Here is a 21,367-nt window from a genome sequence, read left to right as displayed (position 1 = left end):
CCTTTATGTTGGACAATCAAAAACGCGTAGTTGTAATCGGGGGAGGTTTAGGGGGACTATCAGCTGCAATATCATTAGCCCAACGTGATTATTCCGTATCCTTGTATGAACAAAACAATCATCTGGGCGGAAAGTTAAATCGCTTAGAGCAAGATGGTTTCGGTTTCGATTTGGGTCCTTCCATATTGACGATGCCGCATATTTTCGAGAAGCTATTTACAGACAGTGGGAAGCGTATGTCAGATTACGTTAAAATCCACAGATTGGAACGTGAATGGCGTTCTTTCTTCCCAGATGGAAAAGTGCTCGATTTATATGGCGACTTGCAAAAGATGGAACAGATGAATCCTCATTTATCACGCAGAGATATGAGAGATTATCAGAAGTTCCTGCACTACTCTAAAGGTCTATATGACATGACAGAAGCGGGTTACTTCAAAGAGGGATTAGATTCGACATATGAAGTAATTAAACATCATGGCGCGCTAAAGTCCATTAAAGGCTTTGACCTGTTCTCTACTGTGCATGAGGCAATTGACGAGCGTGTACGTAACCCCCATCTACGCGATATGCTATCGTATTTTATTAAATATGTTGGTTCTTCTCCTTACGATGCACCCGCTATTTTGAATATGATGGTCTACATGCAACATGCTCAAGGTTGTTGGTATGTGCCTGGTGGAATGCATCATTTAGCCAATGCACTGGTTCAACTGGCGGAAGAAGTAGGCGTCAAGCTACATACAGGGATGGGTGTTCGGAAAATGAAGGCAGAAGGCGACCGAGTTATTGGTGCGGAACTGGCAAGCGGGGAAATAGTAGAAGCAGACTACTTTGTTTCCAATATGGAAGTAATTCCGTTTTATCAGAAGATGATCGATAGTGATCCGAAGTTCACGAAAAAACTTGAGAAGAAATTTGAACCATCCAGTTCAGGTTTAGTTCTTCATATTGGCGTCAAGAAGAGCTATCCACAACTTAATCATCACAACTTCTTTTTCTCCAAAAACTTAAAAAAGCAAATGGATAAAGTATTTATAAAGAAACAATTACCTGACGATCCTACGATTTATCTCGTCAATACGAATAAAACAGATCCTTCACAGACGTTACCCGGTCATGAAAACTTGAAAATTTTACCGCATATTCCGTATATTCAAGATAACCCGTTTACGCGAGCTGATTATTTGAAGTTGGAAAACAATGTACTGAAAAAGCTAGAGTGTATGGGACTTGAAGGTTTACGGGAAAATATTGTGACGCGCGATGTATGGACGCCCCATGATATTGAACGCACGTATGGTTCACACCGCGGCTCAATTTATGGAACCGTGTCGGATAAAAAGAAGAACAAAGGGTTCAAACATCAGAAGCAAAGTGAACGCTTTGATAATCTGTACTTTGTCGGTGGCACAGTTAATCCAGGTGGTGGTATGCCCATGGTGACGTTAAGCGGTCAACAAGTATGTGATAAAATTCTGACACGTGATTTGGAGAAACGTTCATAGTCGTAACGAAATGAGGCGGGAGAGGATTTTGCGATGGACATCTTTGTACTTTTACTGTCAATAGCACTTGTCGTAGCACTCCTTGGTCTATTGTGCGGGGTACTGGTCTTTTGGCGAGTGCCCATTATACGAGATAAGGGCAATTCAACGTCTTCCGTCTCTATTATTATTCCGGCTAGAAATGAAGAACTTCGTCTGAAACCGTTACTCGAATCAATTGTTCGTCAGCAATATGTAACATATGAAGTGATTGTGGTAGATGACGGATCTACAGATAGAACGAGAGAGTTGGCGCGTTCTTACGGAGCAACCGTGATCTCAAATGAGCTGTTGGAAGACGGCTGGATTGGAAAATCTGCGGCTTGCTGGGCGGGCGCATTGGCAGCGGAAAATAAACTATTGTTATTTATGGATGCAGATACGGTATTTACGCATCCAGACAGTTTGTCGAATTATATAGCATCATTTGAATCCATGGGGAGCCGTGGTATTTTGTCATTACAGCCAGATCATTATGCAGAAAAATGGTATGAGCAACTAGCATTTCTCTTTCCGCTCATTGTAATGGTAGGGATGAACGTCTTTACAATAGCAGGAAACCGTTTAAAAGCGGGGGGGTCATTCGGGCCATGTTTGCTATGTGAAAAGGCACAGTATCAACAGGTTGGCGGACATGCGGTCGTACGTGGAGCCGTAATGGATGACTTGGCGCTAGGGAAGGCATTTCAAGAACACGATTTGCCTGTGCGTTGCTTTGGCGGTAAAGAAATTGCGTGGTTACGTATGTATCCTGGAGGCTTGTCCGACATGGTGCAAGGCTATTCTAAAAGCATGGCAAGCGGTTCTACAGCAACGCTACCACTTGTTATGGGGCTAATTTACATTTGGATGGCAGGTGCATCCATTACTCCAATGATGCTGGTTGCTTCAGGTTTTAGTTCGACAGGTTGGCTAGGGGTGTCTATTGGTTTATATACGTTGTACGCGGTGGAATTAGTGATCGCTTCCAGACGTGTCGGTCGTTTTGTTTGGTGGGTATTTCCACTGTATCCGTTATTATTGGTCGTCTTCATATTGATATTCATGTATTCACTTTATCTATCAAAACGCAAAGGCAGTGTACAATGGAAAGGGCGCAATATTAATGTATGAGATCGAAAGTCGTAAAAGCCAATGGGGGAGGTGATGGGATGCCGCTGATCGAATTACCGTTACTGTGGGTCATCATTGTAGACACAGTAGCATGGGTGATCTTTCATCTATCCATATCGATGGCGGCGCAGCGAATTCCTATCGATTGGTTTGCGCAGCATAAACGCTTGTTCAAAGCTTTTCCTTGGGAACAGGAAGGACGAATTTGGCAACGTTTATTCCGCGTGAAGAAGTGGAAGGGGTACATTCCGGATGGCACGTTATTCATTTCGAACGGTTATAATAAAAGTCAGTTACACGGGGCCGATGCTTCATCGCTTTATGACTTTCTGTTAGAATCCAGACGTGCAGAGTGTGTGCATTGGCTGTCCATCTTACCGGGGTTTGTCTTCTTCTTATGGAATCCTGTTTGGGCTGCTTGGCTAAATATTGCCTATGCTGTACTGTTTAACGTGCCATTGATCGTAGTGCAACGATTTAATCGTCCCCGATTGGAAAGGCTGTTAAATTCATCACGATAAGTTTTTGTAGTAGTATGTAAGTATTGGGTATTGTATGATAACACGACCTGATAGCACGAATATTTGACGCAAAGGAAGAGGCAATTGCCTACTCCTTTGCGCTTTTTTATTTGCGTAGCTTTTTTACTGCAACGAGTACAATGGTCAAAGTTATGAGCACTAAACAGATTAAGATAGATAAGATAATAGCAGGATACTCTCCATTAAAACCACTTTCTGAAGTGTGCTTTGAATATATGCCATAATACGCCCAGATCAATACAAGGGCATAGGCTATATCTTGACGTCGAATAGTAGTTAAAATCCCGATAGCTGCTCCGACGAATAAAATGATCACCGTCCAGGTGACGTCAGATAAACCCAATCCACCCCATTCAATAGAAACGAGAAAAGCAGTAATGTTTGCAATGGTAGCGATTGTAATCCATCCGAAATAGACGCTAAATGGAAGTTTAATAAAGAACACTTCTCTACGAGTTAACGAAGCGTCAAATGTGACGGTATTAATTTTTATTAATGTCAGTAACATGAGTAACATGACTATAACGGAAAGTAACAGATATTCATAATGCCACAAGAAAATCCACGTTGCATTCAATATTGAGGAGATACAGAACCATACGCCTACTTGACTAAGAAGTTTTGGATTTTTCTTCTTTTGGAAAAGGCCAAGTTGATAGAAGACATGAAGCAGTAACAATAAGTAGATCAGACTCCAAATGGAAAAAGTAAATCCTGCCGGCGCAAATAAATTCCCGTATTTATCTGATAGTTCGCCTGTCGTTTGTCCATTTAGAGGAAGGATATTGGCCAATGCGTTAGCTAGGATCATAATTGAGTAAGTAATAACAATAGCTATGCGTAAAAGTACAGATGTTTTTTCTTGTTTCATTTCCTCACCCCACTTTGTTTAATTATAGTGTAGTCCATAGTTAAGTATTCCTGATTTACTGCGGAGTGAAACATGGCGAGCTTTCTTCATTTCATTTCGATTGATGGTATAATGGATCCCAAATGGAAAGATAGCCAAATAGAGGTGGAAATAGATGAAGAAACAAGTACATGTGGTGGGAGCAGTGATTGAAAACGAGAAAGGTGAAGTGTTGGCCGCTCTTCGTAGTCCTGTGATGACACTGCCGAATTACTGGGAGTTCCCTGGAGGCAAAATAGAAACTGGGGAGACGCAACAGGAAGCATTGCGTAGAGAGATTCAAGAAGAACTCGGTTGCACGATTACTGTAGGGGAAGCAGTAGAAGATACTACATATGAGTACGAAAAAGTAATTGTGCGATTGGAAACGTTTATGTCGAAGATCGTGGAAGGAAAGCCTATAGCGACAGAACATGCGGAATTATGTTGGATTGCAAAAGATCAGTTACATACGCTGGAGTGGGCACCTGCAGATATACCGGCGATTGAAAAATTGGAAAATCAATAGCATGAGGAAAGGGGTGTCCGTAAGTTGGGGGATTTTATTCGACAACTGGAAGCGTCTTTGCACAAGGGGTTTGTGAATAAAGAACATAATCAGAGTGGTAGCTATAAGCCCGAGCTATTGGTGAATAGTTCAAAAAATAATACAACGGTACTATCCACGATTCAGGATGAACTTCGACACTGTGAACAATTCTTGTTTTCAGTTGCATTTATCACGGAGAGTGGATTGGCTACACTTAAATCATTATTTTACGATTTATATAAACGAGGCGTAAATGGTCGAATTATTACGTCCACTTATTTATACTTCAATCAGCCAAAAGTATTTCGTGAGCTTCTGAACATTCCGAATGTAGAAGTACGACTTACTGAAAGGAAAGGTTTTCATTCAAAGGGCTATATTTTTCAACAAAGTGATCAATATTCATTAATTGTAGGCAGTTCCAACTTGACGGCACATGCACTACAAGTGAATTATGAATGGAATGTGAAGCTGACATCTCATCGTGATGGAGAAATTGTCTATCATTTTAGAGATCAGTTTGAGGATGTATGGTCAGATGCCAATGTATTAACTGAAGAGTGGATAGCAGACTATGAAAAGGTTTATCAGGAAAATGCAGATCGGACAATCGCGGCTCAAATATTTGAGCATCCTTCTGCTTATCAAACCAATGCAATTGAGCAGGCGTTAGAGATTATGCCGAATAAAATGCAACAGTCGGCCCTTAAAAGTATTGACGCGGTACGTGCGAACGGCCAGAATAAAGGACTGGTCATTTCCGCAACGGGTACAGGAAAGACGTATTTATCCGCTTTTGATGTTCGTAAATTTGCACCGAAACGTATGCTGTTTGTTGTGCATAGGGAGCAAATCTTGAAGAAAGCTATGCAAGACTTTAAGCAGGTACTAGGGGGAATCGACGAGGATTTTGGATTGTATGTCGGGGCGAATCGACAGTCCGATAAGAAGTATGTGTTTGCGAGTATCCAAACGTTGTCCAAGCCTGAAAACCTTCGTGAATTCAACCCCGAAGACTTTGATTATATTTTAATTGATGAAGTACACAAAGCGGGTGCGACGAGCTACTTGCGTGTGATCGATTATTTTACGCCTCAGTTTCTAATGGGTATGACAGCTACACCTGAACGAACAGACGACTTCAATATATATGAGCTCTTCGATTATAATATTGCGTATGAAATCCGTCTTCAGGAAGCGCTCGAAGAAGATATGCTGTGTCCGTTCCATTACTTTGGCGTAACAGACTTTGAAATAGATGGTGAGCTAATTGGTGACCATACGGTTCTTTCTAAATTGGTAACGAAAGAACGTGTAGAGCATGTCATTGAAAAGATTTCCTATTACAGTCATGCTGGTGATCAAGTGAGAGGTTTGATGTTTTGTAGCCGGAAAGAAGAGGCGCATGAATTATCAAGAGAATTGAATTTGCGCGGCTATAGAACCGTAGCATTAACGGGTGATAATTCGTATGATGAACGCATGCGCAGTGTCGATCGGCTAGAAAATGGAGAACTCCATTATATTCTAACTGTGGATATTTTCAATGAAGGTATCGATATTCCAAGTATCAATCAAGTGGTCATGCTTAGACAAACACAGTCCAGTATCATTTTCATTCAACAACTAGGACGAGGACTACGCAAAGATCAAGATAAGCCATTTGTTACGGTCATTGATTTTATCGGAAACTATGCGAATAACTATCTGATACCAATTGCGTTGTCTGGTGACCGTTCGATGAATAAAGATAATGTTCGACGGAATATGAAAGATACTAGTTATATCAAGGGTGTCTCTACAATCAATTTTGAGGAAGTTGCACAAAAACGTATTTTCAACGCAATCAATAGCAGTAATCTAACGTCATTGAAAATCTTGAAAGATGCATATCAGGATCTGAGGAATAAAATTGGCAGAGTGCCTTATCTATATGACTTTATCGAGCAGTACTCTATCGATCCGGTTGTTATCATTAACAAACATAATAGTTACTATGATTTTCTAATGAAAGTTAAGTCTAAAGAAGATCATATACCAACGATTACTCCGTATGAAAGCCAGGTATTAACGATGTTCTCTTTGGAATTGATCAATGGCAAACGGATTCATGAAGTAGTTCTAGCGGAGATGCTGCTCACTAAAGGAAGTGTTCGTTTGGATGAATTCATCTATGAGCTAGAGTCTGCCGGCTGTCAAGTTGATGCTGATACGATCAAATCCGTCACGCGAATCTATGACTTATCGTTTTTTACACAAATGGCCCAAAAGAAATACGGAAATCACTCGATTATTACGATGGATCATAACCAAGTCTTCACATTTAACGAAAAGATCCAACAGAGTATTAAGGATAATTCGTATGTAGTCTTTCTGATTGCTGATGTGTTGCGTAGCGCCAAGGAAAAGTCGAAAGTATATGATTGTGCAAACAAATTAACGCTACATGCAAAGTATTCGCGTAAAGACGTATGTAAATTATTGAATTGGCAGGCAGATGAGAGTTCGACGATGTATGGCTATAAAACGAAACATGGCACTTGTCCTATATTCGTCACATATCATAAGCACGGAGAAGTAGAAGCTAGTGTGGATTACGGTGATGAATTCATCAGTCCTGAATTATTCAAATGGTACACACGCAGTAACCGAACGCTACGATCGAATGAAGTACAAACTATTATTCATGCTAAGGAAAAGGATATTGATATCCATCTATTTGTAAAGAAAGATGATGACGAGGGAACGGACTTCTATTACTTGGGTAGAGGTCTACCCGATCAACGAAGTGTTGTAGAAGACTATATGATAGACGGTAAAGGGAAGCGTTTGCCTGTTGTCCATATGAACATGGTGATGGAACACCCAGTAGAAAATACACTCTATGATTATTTGATAGAAGCTTAAATCCCCACGAGAGATATAATCTCGTGGGGTTCTTTTTCCTTCATTCACATTCGCAACGATACGTCTCGGAGCAAGGAGGGCACGTAGGGCACTTTTTATGCTGACGTTCTTCTTTCGGTCGATGATTGGATTTCTTTTTCTTGCACGTACAGGATTTTTTACATGTACACTTGCCGCGACATGTACACTTCTTCTTGCATTCACATTTACGTTTTACTTTATGCTTCTTGCATGTACAGGATTTTTTGCATTCACATTTGCGCTCAACTACTTCGAATTGCCGCATCATATCGTGATCTTCGTGCTCTAAAATATGACAATGAAGCATGTAGCGACCGGTGAATGGAGCAAAACGCATTATGACTCGTGTAACAAATCCAGGTGGAGATTGAACGACGTCTTTCCAGCCTCGTTCATTGACGTCAGGTTGTACAGGTGGACCGGTAAAACTGAGTAATCCATTCGCTGTGAAACCTTGAGCGTCAAATGGGATACGGTCGAGAATCTGGAATTGGACTAAGTGGATGTGTATAGGATGCGTTGCGCCAGCCGTGTTGATGATACGCCAGATCTCTGTATCATTCAGTTTAGGTTTGAAATCGATTCGTTCCATGAAACCTTTATTATTAAAAAAGAACTTTAAACGACCATATTCATCGATGTCTGCATCCAATGTAATATCACGTATTTGAGCAGCGTCGCACTCCCGTAGTTTAGGTATAATACTGAGTATAGCCGGGACATTGCTCGTATCTGGTGCCGTTAATTCAACCACTCTAAATTGCATAATCTGTCCATCGGTTTCAGGGTCAGGAAGAGTGCCTATTGGCGGTGGGAAATCAAACGGTGTGGCTGCAGTATTTTCTAATACGATCGTATCATCGGGTGTCAGTTTGGAGAAATCAATAATTACGTCCATACGTTCAGCGGGTGCAATTGTTAACTCATCCATATATACAGGCGTTTCCAATAATCCACCATCTGAACCGATTTGTATGATTTTCTGATCATTTGATAAGTTCATTTTGTAAAAGCGTTCATTTGATGCGTTCAATATGCGGAATCGATATTTTCTCGGCTCTACTTCTAAGTAAGGCCATACTTTACCGTTAACTGTGATGTTTTCAAACGCTTCACCAGGTGTGACGGATGGATGCGGGAATGTCAACCCAGGCTGTACAGGTCCTGGCCTCACATTGGTTGTATCTGAATAAAGTAAGGTACCGTCTTCGTTAAAGCCGCGATCAGCGATAATGAGTGGAATTTCATATGCCCCAGAAGGGAGATTCAACTTGCGTTCTTCTTCATCACGAATAATATACATTCCGACGAGACCAGCATAGACATTTAAACGGGTAATACCGACCGCATGATCATGGTACCAAAGTGTGGCGGCACGCTGATTATTATTATATTTATAAACAGGGGAGTCAAATAATGCGCCCACTGTATGATAGTTATTCGTAAACCATGCTTCAGGATGACCATCACTTTCGGGCTCAACTTCCGCTCCGTGTAAATGAACGACTGTACGAACATCTGGCATATGTTCGCTTGAACCGTGGAGCGTTCTATCAATGGGTAGGAAATGTTTGTCGGGCAGTTCATTCTTCCACTTGATATGCGCACACTCGCCACTGTTCACATTGACGAGTGGACCAGGGAATTGCCCCTCATATCCCCAAATCTTTGTAGGTGTCAACTCTGAATGGAATTCGTGGAAGAACTCTTTCATTCCAATTTCATAGTATGAGAAGCACTTATGTCTCTCAAGTGGAGTAAGATATTGAGGAATAGGTAATTGATCAATGAACGGTGTTAATTTCAATACATCTCTTCCTTCCAGGTGGATTTACTATCAGAATTAGTAGATGCATGGGAGGTACCACTTATGCTTATAAACTACTGATAGGCTAGGCTATTCATCTTGTGAAATTTGATGTAAAATAGCAAACGTGCTTTTCGCTCAACAAGAAAGGGAGGTTTTATGAATGAAAACCCGTTCACCAAGGAAAAAGCTACTGATAGAATACGTTTGGATTATGATCGGATCCATATTAGTCGGATTAGCTTTTAATATATTTTTCTTACCAGCAAGACTTGCAGCTGGCGGCGTATCTGGAATTAGTACCATTCTGTATGAAATGTATGGAATTGAACCAGCTTTTATTCAATGGCTCATTAATATCCCATTATTTTTTATAGGCTTACTGCTTCTTGGCAAGGATTTTAGTCTGAAAACATTAGTAGGTACATTTTTTGTACCGCTAACCATTTGGCTGACTGCTGGAATACCTTCAACAATTGACAATCCTTTATTGTCAGCAATCTATGGAGGGATTATGTTGGGAGTAGGACTTGGTATAGTCTATCGAGGAAATGGATCGACTGGGGGCCTTGCGACCGTTGCGCAGATTGTGAAGAAGTTTACGGGTCTATCTAGCGGTTATGCTCAATTGCTCGTAGATGGACTCGTTGTGATTGCATCTGCTATCGTATTTAATCTGGAATTGGCATTATTTGCGATGATGGCCATTTTTGTGACGAGTAAAGTGATTGACTTTGTGCAGTTACAAACATCTCAATCGAAACTAGTATTAATTATTACGGATAATGAAGAACGTATTCAGACGATCATTAAAGAAGAAATTGATCGTGGTTTGACTAAGGTTCGTTCGGTAGGTGGCTTTGCCAATCAAGAGAAGACGATGATTTTATGTGTGGTAGAGCAATCGGAAGCAATTTATTTGAAGAAGATTTTAAGAGAAGAAGATCCTCAGGCATTTGTGGTCTTTCTAAATGCTTCGGAAATCCTTGGTAGAGGATTTTCACTCGCAAAATCAAATTGAAAAAGCTATCCTGGACATCAAGTGATGTCTTGGATAGCTTTTTTATGATTATACTGGTTCAAAGTGGTCGGCTGTTTGAGGGACTTCAGTAATTCGAATGCTTTGGCTGGCCGATCGCCGAAATGATACAATACATGCATCTGGATGAGGAAGAGAATTAATTAATATAGAGCACAATACGATCATACTAGGGCATCATACGGGAAGGATGGGGAACATATGAGACATAATCAAAGCATGGGTTGGAATGTTGAGTGTAGTTATCGTGAATTACCGGAAACATTTTACACAGTAGTGGAACCAAATACTGTCAGCTCACCGCAACTGGTTCTGACTAATGAGGAACTAGCGGTATCGCTGGGACTCGATGAAAACCAATTACATTCGGAAGAAGCGATCGCTATTTTTGCTGGAAATGAACGACTTGAAGCAATGGACCCTATTGCTCAAGCCTATGCAGGTCATCAATTCGGTAATTTCACTATGCTAGGTGATGGACGCGCTATGCTGTTGGGAGAGCAATTGACACCAGAAGGGCAACGGGTAGATATTCAGTTAAAAGGATCTGGAAGGACGCCCTATTCACGCGGTGGAGACGGACGTGCTGCACTCGGGCCAATGTTACGTGAATATTTAATTAGCGAAGCAATGCATGGACTAAATATCCCCACCACACGCAGTTTAGCTGTCACGGTGACAGGAGAACCTGTTTTACGCGAAACGGCTTTGACAGGAGCGGTGCTGACAAGAGTGGCTTCGAGTCATTTACGCGTTGGGACATTCCAATACGCGGCAGCCAGACAAGTAGTGGCGGATTTGCGTGAACTTGCGGACTACACGATTGCACGTCATTTCCCGGAAGCGGCTTCGGATAGCCAGCCATATCTTGCGTTGCTTGAACAAGTAATATGCCGACAAGCATCTTTGATCGCGAAATGGCAACTTGTCGGTTTTATTCATGGTGTGATGAATACGGACAATATGGCAATTAGCGGTGAGACGATTGACTACGGTCCGTGCGCGTTCATGGATACATATAATCCTCAAACGGTCTTTAGCTCCATTGATGTGCAAGGACGTTACGCGTACCGCAATCAGCCAGGTATCGCAGAGTGGAATCTGACTCGTTTTGCTGAAACACTTGTGCCATTGCTTCATGAAGAACAGACAGAAGCCGTAGCGCTGGTAGAGAGCAAGCTTGCTGAATTTGCAAGACTGTACATGACGGAGTGGCTGGGTGGTATGCGCTGTAAACTAGGTCTGTTCAATGAAGAAGAAGCCGATGAAACATTGATAAAAGACTTGCTTGCCCTGATGGAAACTCATCAGGTTGATTATACAAACACGTTCCGTTCATTGACACTCGGAAAACAAGAGGACATGTTCAATAGACGGGAGTTTAAAGCGTGGAAAGAACGATGGATAGAGAGACTACAACGTCAGACGCTAGACGTTCAAGAAGTAGAAGCATTGATGAAGCAGCATAACCCATCCGTCATTCCAAGAAATCATAGCGTAGAAGAAGCATTGAAGGCGGCAGAGGCTGGAGATATGCATCCTTTTGTAAAATTGCTTGCCGTTCTCGAAAATCCATATGCCTATACAGTAGAACAAGAAGAATACGTGAATCCTCCTGAAGACGGAACTGCTTTTCAAACGTATTGCGGAACATAACATGAGATGCCCTGTTGAAAGTGACAACACTTCAATGGGGCATCTCATGTTTGTGGAGGTAAGGTCAAAACTTACTTAGTCGAGATTTTTATTTTCAAAAATTAATTGGTTTAAAAAATTACGCATGATCAAAATCTGTTTTGTGAACAATTCGGATCGATAACAGAATGGATAACCATGTCAGTAAGGCGCTGATTAGTAGAACGGAGAGTGCGATTGTCCATTGATTCGTAGTAATGAGGTCTGCGGTTTGCAGGAAGAATGTTTGTTCTGCAACCATTCTTGGGTTTTCCATAATATTCAATATGATTCTAAACGACATCATGCTTAGTAGGGGCAATATAATCGTCAAAGAAGTTGCCAGCACGTAGCCTGCTTTGAAGTGCAGTGGATAAAATAAGGAAATGATTATGAAAAAGAATCCGAGTGCGATGAGTAATTCAGCTACTGTCATCATTCGTGTAGGAAGTGGAGCAAATGTATCGAACATGAAGATATAGACAAGCACGACTACCGCTGATAAACCAAACCACATGAAACCAGCTGCATACTTAGCCAGGACAAATTGTTTTCTTGTGACGGGCAGGCTGTTGATTAATACAGATTCTTTCTCAAAAGCTTTGTTGCTGGTTGAAATGGCTATGAAATAAGCAACGAAAATCAGAAGTAAGACATGGCGCACAGGTTGGCCGTCTGTAAAAAAGTTTGTAAATGCTATGAAAAACAGCGCTGCCAAAAAGTAGACACTTACCTTTTGCGTATATAACTCTTTCCGAATCAAAGCATTCATTAGGGCTCTCTCCTTCCTGTGTAATACATAATGTCTTCAAGTGTTGGTTGTTCAAAGAGTAATGACGGCAGACGGTCTAAAGGAATTTCACTAGTATCCGCCAGACATTCAAAGCCGACATCTGTAGTGCGCAGTCCAATCACAGGTAATCCATCAAGTAGAATGTGCTGGTCAGTTGTACCTTTTATTAATACATAACGTTCAGTGAATTCATCTTTCTCGCCTTGAAAGATAATCCGACCATCGTGAATGAAAACAATGAAATCTGCTATTTTCTCTAAATCAGTTGTAATATGTGTGGAGAAGAAGATAGCTTTTTTCTCGTCTTGTATGAGATCCTGCATCATATCAAGCAGTTCGCGACGGATAATTGGATCCAACCCAGCTGTCGGTTCGTCCATGATGATAAAGTCAGGATGGTGGGAGAGTGCCATCGCAAGTGAAAACTTCATACGCATTCCTTTAGACAAGTGTTTGATACGTTTAGCAGTATTCAGCTGGAACTTCCTGAGATAGTGATAGAATAGTTCATCATCCCACTGCGAGTAGAAGGGAGCGAGAATCCGTTTGTTTTTCTCGATAGTCAGGTCTTCATAATAGTAATCCGCGTCATAAACAAAGCCGATGCGTTCCTTAATCTCTGCCGTATGATTATCATGTGATTGGCCAAATACTCGTATTTCTCCTTGTTCACTTCGAATTAAATCCATCAAGCAACGGATTGTCGTTGTTTTTCCAGCACCATTTGCCCCGATGAATCCGGTGATGAACCCTTTTTTAATATCGAAGTTGAGATTGTTCAGTGCAAAGCCCTTAAACTGTTTCGTCAGATCCCGTACTTCCACTATATTTTCCATTCTTTTCACTCCTCATATAGCAATGTCAGCATATGAATGATCTCTTCAAGCTTTATGTCAAATGCTCGCCCGTCCTCAATAACATTCATTAGCTGTTCTTCAATTTTCTTTAACTGTTCTTCTTTCAATAGCTCGTGATTCTGCGCAGCAACAAATGATCCTTTGCCTGGAAAAGTCTCAATAAGTCCATCCCGTTCCAGTTCTTCATAAGCTTTTTTCGTTGTGATGACACTGATCTGCAAGTCTTTCGCTAGTTTACGTATGGATGGTAGTGCTTCTTTCTCCTTCAGTGCGCCCAATAAAATCTGCTCTTTCAACTGATTCTTGATTTGCAGATAAATCGGTTGGTTCACCGAATTGGAGATGACAATATTCAATACATCACCCCTTTTCCTTTATACTGTATATGAACAGTATATACAGTTGTGGCAATTGAGTCAACTATAAAAAACCCTCCAGAGTAAAATCTGGAGGGTTTTCGATATGAGCAGTTACTATCAATCAACCTGTCTGCACTTGGTCATATGAAAAATGATACGATTCTTTTTTAGTTCGAATCAGTAAGAAAAACAATGTCAATGGGCCAATTCGTCCTAAGAACATGACAATACAGAGTATGACTTTACCTACAGAACTAAAATCGTCTGTAACTCCCATGGATAATCCAACTGTGCCAAAAGCTGAAATGGTTTCAAATAATACAGGCAAGAAAGGGATCTTTTCTGTGATGGATAATAAAAACAATGCGGTGAAAATCACACAGGAGCTCACTGCGGCGATCGCCATGGAGCGTACAATGATTTCCGCTTTAATTGTGCGTTTAAAAATATGTGGCTCTTTTATGCCTCTAAAATAAGAAAGTGTGGCCAATATAATAACCATAAATGTTGTTAGTTTAATTCCCGAAGCTGTAGAAGCACTTCCACCTCCAATAAACATAAGAAGAAGAGTAAGGAGCAACGAGGATTCTTCCATATCACCGACATTCATTATATTAAATCCCGCTGTTCTTGGTGTAACGGCCTGAAAGTAGGAAGTCCATACTTTATCCAAAAAGCTCAAATCAGCAATGGTTTTGTCATTGTGAAATTCTAGAATAAGCAAAAACAATGTTGCAATCGCATTCAAGGTCAATGTGCCAAAAATCATCATCTTAGTGTGCAAAGCCCATTGCCGTACAGAACGTTTGTGCCATACGTCCATCACAACTATAAAACCAATGCCACCAATAACAAAAAGACTAGATAAGATGAGGATGACAGGTGGATTTCCTGCAAAAGACACTAAGTTATCGGAGAATATGGAAAAACCGGCATTATTAAATGCGGATACTACATGAAACACACTGTAATATAAACCGTCTTTCCATCCAAATTCAGGTACCCAGAAGAATGATAGAGCTATAAATGCTATACCTTCCGCAAAGAAAACGAACAATAAAATTTCACGCAAGAATTTGATTGTACCCCCAATGGACTGATAGCTGAACGATTCCTGAATAAATATCCGGTTTTTCATGCCGATTTTTCTCCCAAGAATCATCAGCAAGGCAACAGCAAATGCCATAAACCCTACGCCTCCGATTTGAATCAGCAAAAGTAATACGATTTCACCAAATAAAGTCAGTGAAGTATTAATATCGAATACACTCAGACCCGTAACGGTGGTGGCGGAAGTAGCGGTGAAAAAGGCATCCGTCCAGCTAATCGAAACATGTGTAGCGATAGGCAGTTTCAGAAGTAATGTGCCAATCATAATAGTAATTGCGAAAGACAAAGCAATAAGTGCAGGTGGAGAAATAGTTTTTCGTTTTTTATAATTAGTTGTCATATGCTGCTCATCTCCCGTACATTGAATGCAAAACCACTTCCATTGAAGGGTACTATATGAACAAATCACAAAAAGACCTGCAGCTCTTTCAATATAGGCAACAAGTCTTTATTTCGCGTTTACCGAATATTGTGATATGTTATCAGTTAAGGAAGTGAATGTAAATGAGCAAATGTACGATTGATCACATGCATCAAGAAGTTGTCAAAATGTTCAATGAGCAACAATCAGTAATGCCGGAAAAGCTCATAGAAAGTGGTAAGGTATTTTTGAATGGGCCATTGAGTCAGGAAACATTGAATGAAGTATTTCATCTATTAAAAAAATATGACTTGGCAACGGGAGAAGAACGCGCAGAACGCAATAGTAAGATGCGACAGTTCTTTGTTTGAGAGAAATACACTTTATATGATGAGTAATTACTGTACGTCACTTTGTAAAAGGGAGATCGCAGATTCAAGTAACTCAATATCTTGTAAGATATAAGTTTTGATATCGTCGGGTGCAGTATAGTACTCGTCACTGAGTAGTTCAAGCTCTCGGATAAAAATAGAACTTTCTTGGTAGTTGGTCATAATTGCAACCCTCCTTGTAAGTCAATTTACCCGCCACGACAGCGTTTTAAACTGGCCTTATGTCAAATGTTTCATTTACATAACATTTTGGTTGCTGACTAACTTAGGATGCGCTGGCGACCAAGTTAGCAGAAATTCCTTGGTACGACTACGTCCGATTGATAGCAAGTCTTCCATTTGCTCTTCGTTTAGATCAAATTGTGTGGCACTATAATTTTCTACGGGAATAAAGACGATGTTTTGCACATGTTGCTTCGAGATATATTTTTCATCATGCGCGTTCTTCATTGTAGAGAATAAGGCCTCAAATAATTGCAGGGCATTTCGAATGGTGCGTCCGGGTGTTTCATCTTGGTTGCGACTTAGCTTGATCCCGATTACAGGTCGTTTATGGGACGATGTATCTTCATCAAAAATCCACATCGGAAAATTACTTAATACACCGCCGTCTACTACAATAGGTCCTTTTGGTGCATCGAGACGTATGGGTTCAAAAAAGTAGGGAATACCACAACTCATACGCAGTGCTTTCGCAATTGAAAATCGGTCAGCATCATATCCATATTTCTCTAAATCGTCAGGTAATACCATCATCTTGCCATTTGTTAAGTCAGATGCCACTAATTTTAACGCGCCTTTCGGAAGATCTCCGAATGCATAACAACCTTTTCGTGCGAGTTTATCAAAAAACCATTCTTCCAACGCCTTTCCTTGATACAAACCCATTCTCCAATAAAGTGAAACCCATTTCATAAAGGGAAATGGTAATAGGGTCTTTCTCGGATCCAGCAAAGCTTGGAAATCTTCTTCAGCCAACATGACTTCGATTTCATCAGCTGTATAGCCGGCTGCTAAGAAGCTTGCAACAATTGCACCTGCACTTGTGCCAGCTACGTTTTCAAAACGATAACCTTGTTTCTCCAACTCCTGAACTGCTCCGACTAGCGCAAAACCTTTCAATCCGCCGCCTGAAAACACACCATTTATCCGCACTGTATCCCTGCTTTCATTTTTATTGGTCTATCACTGTAAGGTTTCCGTAACAGAAATAGAACAATACTTATGTGGAAATGTATGAAAATTCTCTTTCGGTGAACTATAATAAGGAATCTATACAAACATGTACAGGATTCGATTATAGGTTGTTGGAGGAGGTGTGCAACATGAGCGTATTTATGCGAATTGCACTGACATTAGTCATTATTGGTGCTCTAAACTGGGGACTGATCGGATTTTTCAACTTTGATTTGGTTGCCAGTATATTTGGAGGACAAAACACGATTCTTGCGAAGATTGTCTATGCCATTGTGGGACTGAGCGGATTGGCAACGATTGGACTCTTAGTTAAATCGAATGAAGAGATTATTGACGATGTGGATGAGAAAGTAGAGCCCCATAAGCAGTTTGATCGAATTCGGAATGTGAATTATAACACCGAATTTGGGGAAGAACTGGATTTGAAGGGGAAGCGTAAAAAAGTGGATCGGTCGCTTGAAGATCCTAAAGAATAATAAAAGGGGCGTTCTCGTAGCATAATAACGGGAACGCCTCTTTTTTATACTTTTAGAAATGTTAGGAGTCTAGTAAATGATGTCCTTCGATTGTCTGTGGTAAGGTAAAAAGAAAAAACCTGTAAAAAGGAGAATTTTATGACCGAACCGGATGACATACAACTCTATTATCAAACAGTTGCTCACAATCGGCATTCATTTGAACAATTATATGACCGCTATGAAAAATTGGTTTTTTCATTTGCCTATCGAATGACCAATAATCGCACCATGGCGGAGGAAGTGACACAAGATGTCTTTTTAAAGTTGTGGAATGGGACAAATCAATATGCTGAAGAAAAAGGAAAGTTTTCATCTTGGCTTTTGACAGTAACACGAAATAAATCGATAGACGAGCTTCGTAAGTCTAAACGTCATGCGTATGAACCCATATTGGATAAAGACTCACTGACGGAAGAGACCGTATCCACAGAAGTTACAGCTGAATGGAATGAACGGCGTGAAGTGATCCGTATAGCAATTGCGGAGCTACGCGCAGAGCAACGGGAAATCATTGATTTATTTTACTTTAAAGGTTTCAGCCAAAGTAAAATTGCCGAACACTGTAAGTTGCCACTCGGAACAGTTAAAGGTAGGATTCGGCTAGCACTTAAACATTTAAAAGGAATTATTGATCAGGAAGGAGGGGTTTCGAATGAATAAATCATGTCATATGCTGATTGACTATTTCAATCGTACCCTGACTGAAGACGAGATGAGACAATTTGAAGATCATTTGATTGAGTGCCCATCCTGTCAAGAAGAATTAATGGAGTGGGAGATGTTAACGGAAAACCTACCGTATGAGTCAGAAGCTGTGGAAGTGCCAACAGATTTAAAAGCGCGTATATTTGCTTCACTTCCTGACCTCCCAGCAGAGGCCGAATTTGTAACAATGCCGACTAAAGAAAAAAGTCGTCGACGTATGGGTCCTGTGACAACCGTACTGGCTGCAGGGTTATTTGCTTCACTTGTTGCAAATGCTTTCCTGTTTTCAGAAACACAAAAGGAACCTGAAATAGCACAGAGTGAGATCCAGTTGATTGGCCAAAGTATACTGGCACCACAAGAAGGTACGAGTGCATCCGCAGTCGCAATGTTAATAGCGGATGGCGATCAAAATGTATTGCTACTCGATGCCACAGATTTACCAACACTCTCTAAAGATGAACTATATCAAGTCTGGGTGATAGAAGGCGATCAGCCGTATCCAGCGGGAATCGTCCAACCTAATGAAACGGGTACGGGAACTGTGAGCCACCCACTCACGAATCTTTCCGGAACATGGGATACTGTTGCGATCACGATAGAAAAAGAACCGAACCTCTCAGCGCCAGAAGGTCAGATTATATTGGCCGGTGGAATATAGTAGATAAAAGTAAAGCCTGAAACCTCATGTAAAGTGATGGATTCAGGCTTTTTCATATAGTATTCAACGCTGTATGTATAGTTTTTTAAAAGTTTTTAAAAAACTTTTAAGGAAAAGTGATCCGTTTTTATATTCGTTGCGTTAGCTGTATAACAAAAACGAATAAGGGAGCGATTGATTATGCAATTTAAAAAATCATGGGCAGCTATTCCATTGAGCGTGTCACTACTATTTCCAACAGGAGCGATTCTGACAAGCGCAGCAGAACACGAACACGGAGGAAAAGTATCTGAAGCTGTATCGAACAAAGCAGTAGATTTACGAGCAACACTTGACAGTATCCTTTCAGAGCATGCCTACTTGGCCGTCGTGACGATGCAAAAAGGATTGGATGGTGCAGCAGACTTTGAAGCAGCTGCCGGACAACTTGGAGAAAATACAGATGAATTGTCGAAAGCGGTAGGTTCTGTTTACGGCGACAAAGCAGGAGAACAATTCAAAGAAATCTGGAGCAGCCATATTGGCTATTTCGTCAACTATGTTACGGCTACAGCTGAGAAAGATGAAGAAGGCAGAAAGAAAGCGCTTAAAGATCTAGACACATATCGCGTCACGCAAGCAGATTTCTTGGCTGTCGCTACGGAGAATCGTCTAAAGGCATCGGATTTAGAAGAAGGCTTGAAAATGCACGTTGATCAGTTGATCTGGGCATTCGATAACTATGGAGCAGAAGATTACGATAAGGCATATGAAAGTCTTAAGGAATCTATGCATCACATGTTCGGAACAGGAAAAGGTCTATCATGGGCGATCACAGACCAGTTCCCTGAGAAATTCGACAATCTATCTGTAGACACGAAAGCTGCAGATTTACGCGAATCACTAAACAATGAATTTTCTACGCACGCAGCTTTGGCAATACTCGCTATGCAAAAGGGAATTGACGGCGCGAAAGACTTTGACGCAGCGGCAGCTATTTTAAACACGAATACAGAAGATCTAACGAAATCCGTTGAATCTGTATACGGAGCTGAAGGGGCAAAACAGTTCAATGAAATCTGGAGCAGTCATATTGGCTACTTTGTCGATTATGTACAAGCAACAGCGAAAGAGGATAAAGCCGGACAAGATAAGGCCATGGCAGATTTGGATGCCTATCGTGTAACACAAGCTGCATTTTTGGATACGGCAACGGAAGGTCGATTGAAAGCAGCAGATCTTGAAGAAGGCTTAAAGATGCACGTCGATCAATTATTAATGGCATTCGATAGCTATGTAGACGAGGACTACGAGGCAACATATGACAATATCCACGAAGCATACAGTCATATGTTTGGTGTAGGAACAGCTTTATCCGGTGCAATTGTCGATCAGTTCCCAGATCAGTTTGCTTCCGCAATGCCAGCAGATATGCCAAAAACGGGAATGGGCGGTATGAGTCAAGAAACGGATTATACGGTGTTATGGGTAACGTTGAGCATGATCTTCATCGTAAGTACATCCATTGTCATGATTCGTAGAAAAACAGCGAAACAGCAATAAAAGAATACACTACTTTGTCCAGGAGGGAGCCATTTAGACGATGAAACTATATATACAAATATTTATTGGGGCAATGATGTTGGCTGGTTGTGCTCAGCCCAATGCAAAGCCGCAAGAAAAAGTTGTAGAGGCTTCTTCCTCTGCCGAAGTAGCTGAGGTGGAAGATATGCCGATTGTTCCCTTACGTACGGCGGAGGAATTTTCATTAGAAGATAAACGGGTTGGAATCGAACCGAAAGTAATTGAAATTCCTTCGCTCGACGTCAAGGCTACAATTGAAGAAGTAGGACGTCTTGATAATGGCCAGATGGGCGTCCCGCAAGACCCCGATCAGGCAGGCTGGTTTTCACCGGGGACGAAGCCCGGTGGTAGGGGGAGTGCGGTAATTGCAGGTCACGTAGATTCAAAGACGGGCCCTGCCGTATTTTATGAGTTGGATAAGATGGAAATTGGCGATGAAGTATTCATACATGGTGAAGACGGGAAGATAATACGCTTCGCGGTGGTAAAAAAGATCGCGTATCCGCGTACCGATGCGCCGGTTGATGCGATCTTTGGCTTCACGTATGGTAGTGGATTAAATTTAATTACATGTACGGGATCGTGGGATCGCAAAGCTAAAACGCATGATGATCGTCTGGTCGTCTATACTGAATTAGTGGAAGGAACAGAATAAGTATAGCAAGGTGCCTAGTAAGAGGAGGCACCTTTTTTGTATAAAATAAATAAAAAATCATGTGAACTTTTTAGCTGTTGTAGAGTCTAATGTATAAGAAGGTAGAA

Annotated in this window: 21 protein-coding genes; 13 read left to right on the top strand and 8 right to left on the bottom strand. The window is 41.1% G+C overall.

The features are described from left to right. Window positions 1-5 precede the first annotated feature (5 nt). The 3 genes from SporoP8_RS09055 to SporoP8_RS09045 are packed head-to-tail and all read left to right on the top strand — an operon-like array spanning window position 6 to window position 3,181. Window positions 6-1,508, top strand: a complete 1,503-nt coding sequence (locus SporoP8_RS09055) for a phytoene desaturase family protein (protein ID WP_085132205.1) — start codon at window positions 6-8, stop codon at window positions 1,506-1,508. Window positions 1,509-1,541: 33 nt separating this feature from the next. Beyond that, the gene (locus SporoP8_RS09050) at window positions 1,542-2,660 is read left to right on the top strand and encodes a glycosyltransferase family 2 protein (RefSeq protein ID WP_085132204.1); all 1,119 of its coding nucleotides are present in this window, start codon (window positions 1,542-1,544) and stop codon (window positions 2,658-2,660) included. A gap of 38 nt (window positions 2,661-2,698) precedes the next feature. Then, window positions 2,699-3,181: a glycosyl-4,4'-diaponeurosporenoate acyltransferase CrtO family protein gene (locus tag SporoP8_RS09045; RefSeq protein WP_085132203.1), complete on the top strand. Its 483-nt coding sequence runs from the start codon at window positions 2,699-2,701 to the stop codon at window positions 3,179-3,181. 106 nt (window positions 3,182-3,287) lie between these two features. Here the strand turns inward: SporoP8_RS09045 and SporoP8_RS09040 are convergent, their stop codons facing one another. Then, entirely contained in the window at window positions 3,288-4,073 is a 786-nt protein-coding gene (locus SporoP8_RS09040; protein ID WP_085132202.1) for a lantibiotic ABC transporter permease, read from the bottom strand. 154 nt (window positions 4,074-4,227) lie between these two features. Here SporoP8_RS09040 and SporoP8_RS09035 point away from each other — a divergent pair, with 154 nt between their 5' ends. Next, window positions 4,228-4,620: a (deoxy)nucleoside triphosphate pyrophosphohydrolase gene (locus SporoP8_RS09035; RefSeq protein WP_085132201.1), complete on the top strand. Its 393-nt coding sequence runs from the start codon at window positions 4,228-4,230 to the stop codon at window positions 4,618-4,620. A gap of 24 nt (window positions 4,621-4,644) precedes the next feature. Further along, window positions 4,645-7,548, top strand: a complete 2,904-nt coding sequence (locus SporoP8_RS09030; RefSeq protein ID WP_085132200.1) for a DEAD/DEAH box helicase — start codon at window positions 4,645-4,647, stop codon at window positions 7,546-7,548. A gap of 40 nt (window positions 7,549-7,588) precedes the next feature. Here the strand turns inward: SporoP8_RS09030 and SporoP8_RS09025 are convergent, their stop codons facing one another. Continuing rightward, on the bottom strand, window positions 7,589-9,376 hold the full coding sequence (locus SporoP8_RS09025; protein WP_085132199.1) for a multicopper oxidase family protein: 1,788 nt from the start codon (window positions 9,374-9,376) through the stop codon (window positions 7,589-7,591). 163 nt (window positions 9,377-9,539) lie between these two features. On the opposite strand from SporoP8_RS09025, the gene SporoP8_RS09020 reads away from it, so the two are divergent. Together SporoP8_RS09020 and SporoP8_RS09015 are read left to right on the top strand one after the other, a co-directional pair. Further along, on the top strand, window positions 9,540-10,397 hold the full coding sequence (locus tag SporoP8_RS09020; protein WP_085132198.1) for a YitT family protein: 858 nt from the start codon (window positions 9,540-9,542) through the stop codon (window positions 10,395-10,397). Between the two features lie 219 nt (window positions 10,398-10,616). Beyond that, window positions 10,617-12,071, top strand: coding sequence for a protein adenylyltransferase SelO (locus SporoP8_RS09015; RefSeq protein ID WP_085132197.1), 1,455 nt, complete (start codon window positions 10,617-10,619; stop codon window positions 12,069-12,071). 118 nt (window positions 12,072-12,189) lie between these two features. Here SporoP8_RS09015 and SporoP8_RS09010 read toward each other — a convergent pair whose 3' ends face one another. The 4 genes from SporoP8_RS09010 to SporoP8_RS08995 all read right to left on the bottom strand — a co-directional run bounded on the left by SporoP8_RS09010 (window position 12,190) and on the right by SporoP8_RS08995 (window position 15,548). Then, window positions 12,190-12,861: an ABC-2 transporter permease gene (locus SporoP8_RS09010; protein ID WP_085132196.1), complete on the bottom strand. Its 672-nt coding sequence runs from the start codon at window positions 12,859-12,861 to the stop codon at window positions 12,190-12,192. Beyond that, window positions 12,861-13,718, bottom strand: a complete 858-nt coding sequence (locus tag SporoP8_RS09005; protein WP_085132195.1) for an ABC transporter ATP-binding protein — start codon at window positions 13,716-13,718, stop codon at window positions 12,861-12,863. Before SporoP8_RS09005 ends, SporoP8_RS09010 begins: the two co-directional genes overlap by 1 nt. Window positions 13,719-13,723: 5 nt before the next feature. Continuing rightward, complete coding sequence (locus tag SporoP8_RS09000; RefSeq protein ID WP_085132194.1) at window positions 13,724-14,095, bottom strand: GntR family transcriptional regulator; 372 nt, start codon at window positions 14,093-14,095, stop codon at window positions 13,724-13,726. A gap of 124 nt (window positions 14,096-14,219) precedes the next feature. Further along, window positions 14,220-15,548 (bottom strand): TrkH family potassium uptake protein, encoded by a 1,329-nt coding sequence (locus SporoP8_RS08995; protein WP_085132193.1) that lies wholly within the window; start codon window positions 15,546-15,548, stop codon window positions 14,220-14,222. Window positions 15,549-15,712: 164 nt separating this feature from the next. On the opposite strand from SporoP8_RS08995, the gene SporoP8_RS08990 reads away from it, so the two are divergent. Further along, window positions 15,713-15,940, top strand: coding sequence for a group-specific protein (locus tag SporoP8_RS08990; RefSeq protein ID WP_085132192.1), 228 nt, complete (start codon window positions 15,713-15,715; stop codon window positions 15,938-15,940). A gap of 27 nt (window positions 15,941-15,967) precedes the next feature. Here SporoP8_RS08990 and SporoP8_RS16535 read toward each other — a convergent pair whose 3' ends face one another. Beyond that, on the bottom strand, window positions 15,968-16,123 hold the full coding sequence (locus tag SporoP8_RS16535) for a hypothetical protein (RefSeq protein WP_157111245.1): 156 nt from the start codon (window positions 16,121-16,123) through the stop codon (window positions 15,968-15,970). A 75-nt stretch (window positions 16,124-16,198) separates the two neighbouring features. Continuing rightward, on the bottom strand, window positions 16,199-17,116 hold the full coding sequence (locus SporoP8_RS08985) for a patatin-like phospholipase family protein (RefSeq protein WP_085132191.1): 918 nt from the start codon (window positions 17,114-17,116) through the stop codon (window positions 16,199-16,201). Window positions 17,117-17,286: 170 nt separating this feature from the next. On the opposite strand from SporoP8_RS08985, the gene SporoP8_RS08980 reads away from it, so the two are divergent. From SporoP8_RS08980 to SporoP8_RS08960, 5 genes are all read left to right on the top strand, one after another. Beyond that, the gene (locus SporoP8_RS08980) at window positions 17,287-17,634 is read left to right on the top strand and encodes a DUF378 domain-containing protein (RefSeq protein ID WP_085132190.1); all 348 of its coding nucleotides are present in this window, start codon (window positions 17,287-17,289) and stop codon (window positions 17,632-17,634) included. Between the two features lie 138 nt (window positions 17,635-17,772). Next, window positions 17,773-18,336, top strand: coding sequence for an RNA polymerase sigma factor (locus tag SporoP8_RS08975; RefSeq protein ID WP_085132189.1), 564 nt, complete (start codon window positions 17,773-17,775; stop codon window positions 18,334-18,336). Further along, a complete protein-coding gene (locus SporoP8_RS08970; protein ID WP_085132188.1) occupies window positions 18,329-19,042 on the top strand; it encodes an anti-sigma factor in 714 nt (237 codons plus the stop codon). The genes SporoP8_RS08975 and SporoP8_RS08970 overlap by 8 nt, the downstream gene beginning before the upstream one ends. 180 nt (window positions 19,043-19,222) lie before the next feature. Then, entirely contained in the window at window positions 19,223-20,584 is a 1,362-nt protein-coding gene (locus SporoP8_RS08965) for a copper amine oxidase (protein WP_085132187.1), read from the top strand. Between the two features lie 40 nt (window positions 20,585-20,624). Then, window positions 20,625-21,260, top strand: a complete 636-nt coding sequence (locus SporoP8_RS08960; protein WP_085132186.1) for a class F sortase — start codon at window positions 20,625-20,627, stop codon at window positions 21,258-21,260. The last annotated feature ends 107 nt before the right edge of the window (window positions 21,261-21,367 follow it).

This window comes from Sporosarcina ureae, assembly GCF_002101375.1.
In the GTDB taxonomy this organism is placed as follows: domain Bacteria; phylum Bacillota; class Bacilli; order Bacillales_A; family Planococcaceae; genus Sporosarcina; species Sporosarcina ureae_B.
The sequence above is the reverse complement of the archived record's forward strand: the minus strand, read 5'-3'. Positions and strand labels throughout refer to the sequence as shown.

Excerpts from the sequence above, each read along its gene's own strand:
- SporoP8_RS16535 (WP_157111245.1), bottom strand. The coding sequence starts at position 16,123 with ATGACCAACTACCAAGAAAGTTCTATTTTTATCCGAGAGCTTGAACTA.
- SporoP8_RS09045 (WP_085132203.1), top strand. The coding sequence starts at position 2,699 with ATGCCGCTGATCGAATTACCGTTACTGTGGGTCATCATTGTAGACACA.
- SporoP8_RS08990 (WP_085132192.1), top strand. The coding sequence starts at position 15,713 with ATGAGCAAATGTACGATTGATCACATGCATCAAGAAGTTGTCAAAATG.
- SporoP8_RS08965 (WP_085132187.1), top strand. The coding sequence starts at position 19,223 with ATGCAATTTAAAAAATCATGGGCAGCTATTCCATTGAGCGTGTCACTA.
- SporoP8_RS08980 (WP_085132190.1), top strand. The coding sequence starts at position 17,287 with ATGAGCGTATTTATGCGAATTGCACTGACATTAGTCATTATTGGTGCT.
- SporoP8_RS09005 (WP_085132195.1), bottom strand. The coding sequence starts at position 13,718 with ATGGAAAATATAGTGGAAGTACGGGATCTGACGAAACAGTTTAAGGGC.
- SporoP8_RS08970 (WP_085132188.1), top strand. The coding sequence starts at position 18,329 with ATGAATAAATCATGTCATATGCTGATTGACTATTTCAATCGTACCCTG.
- SporoP8_RS08975 (WP_085132189.1), top strand. The coding sequence starts at position 17,773 with ATGACCGAACCGGATGACATACAACTCTATTATCAAACAGTTGCTCAC.
- SporoP8_RS09035 (WP_085132201.1), top strand. The coding sequence starts at position 4,228 with ATGAAGAAACAAGTACATGTGGTGGGAGCAGTGATTGAAAACGAGAAA.
- SporoP8_RS09050 (WP_085132204.1), top strand. The coding sequence starts at position 1,542 with ATGGACATCTTTGTACTTTTACTGTCAATAGCACTTGTCGTAGCACTC.
- SporoP8_RS09055 (WP_085132205.1), top strand. The coding sequence starts at position 6 with ATGTTGGACAATCAAAAACGCGTAGTTGTAATCGGGGGAGGTTTAGGG.
- SporoP8_RS09010 (WP_085132196.1), bottom strand. The coding sequence starts at position 12,861 with ATGAATGCTTTGATTCGGAAAGAGTTATATACGCAAAAGGTAAGTGTC.
- SporoP8_RS08995 (WP_085132193.1), bottom strand. The coding sequence starts at position 15,548 with ATGACAACTAATTATAAAAAACGAAAAACTATTTCTCCACCTGCACTT.
- SporoP8_RS08960 (WP_085132186.1), top strand. The coding sequence starts at position 20,625 with ATGAAACTATATATACAAATATTTATTGGGGCAATGATGTTGGCTGGT.
- SporoP8_RS09015 (WP_085132197.1), top strand. The coding sequence starts at position 10,617 with ATGAGACATAATCAAAGCATGGGTTGGAATGTTGAGTGTAGTTATCGT.
- SporoP8_RS09020 (WP_085132198.1), top strand. The coding sequence starts at position 9,540 with ATGAAAACCCGTTCACCAAGGAAAAAGCTACTGATAGAATACGTTTGG.
- SporoP8_RS09040 (WP_085132202.1), bottom strand. The coding sequence starts at position 4,073 with ATGAAACAAGAAAAAACATCTGTACTTTTACGCATAGCTATTGTTATT.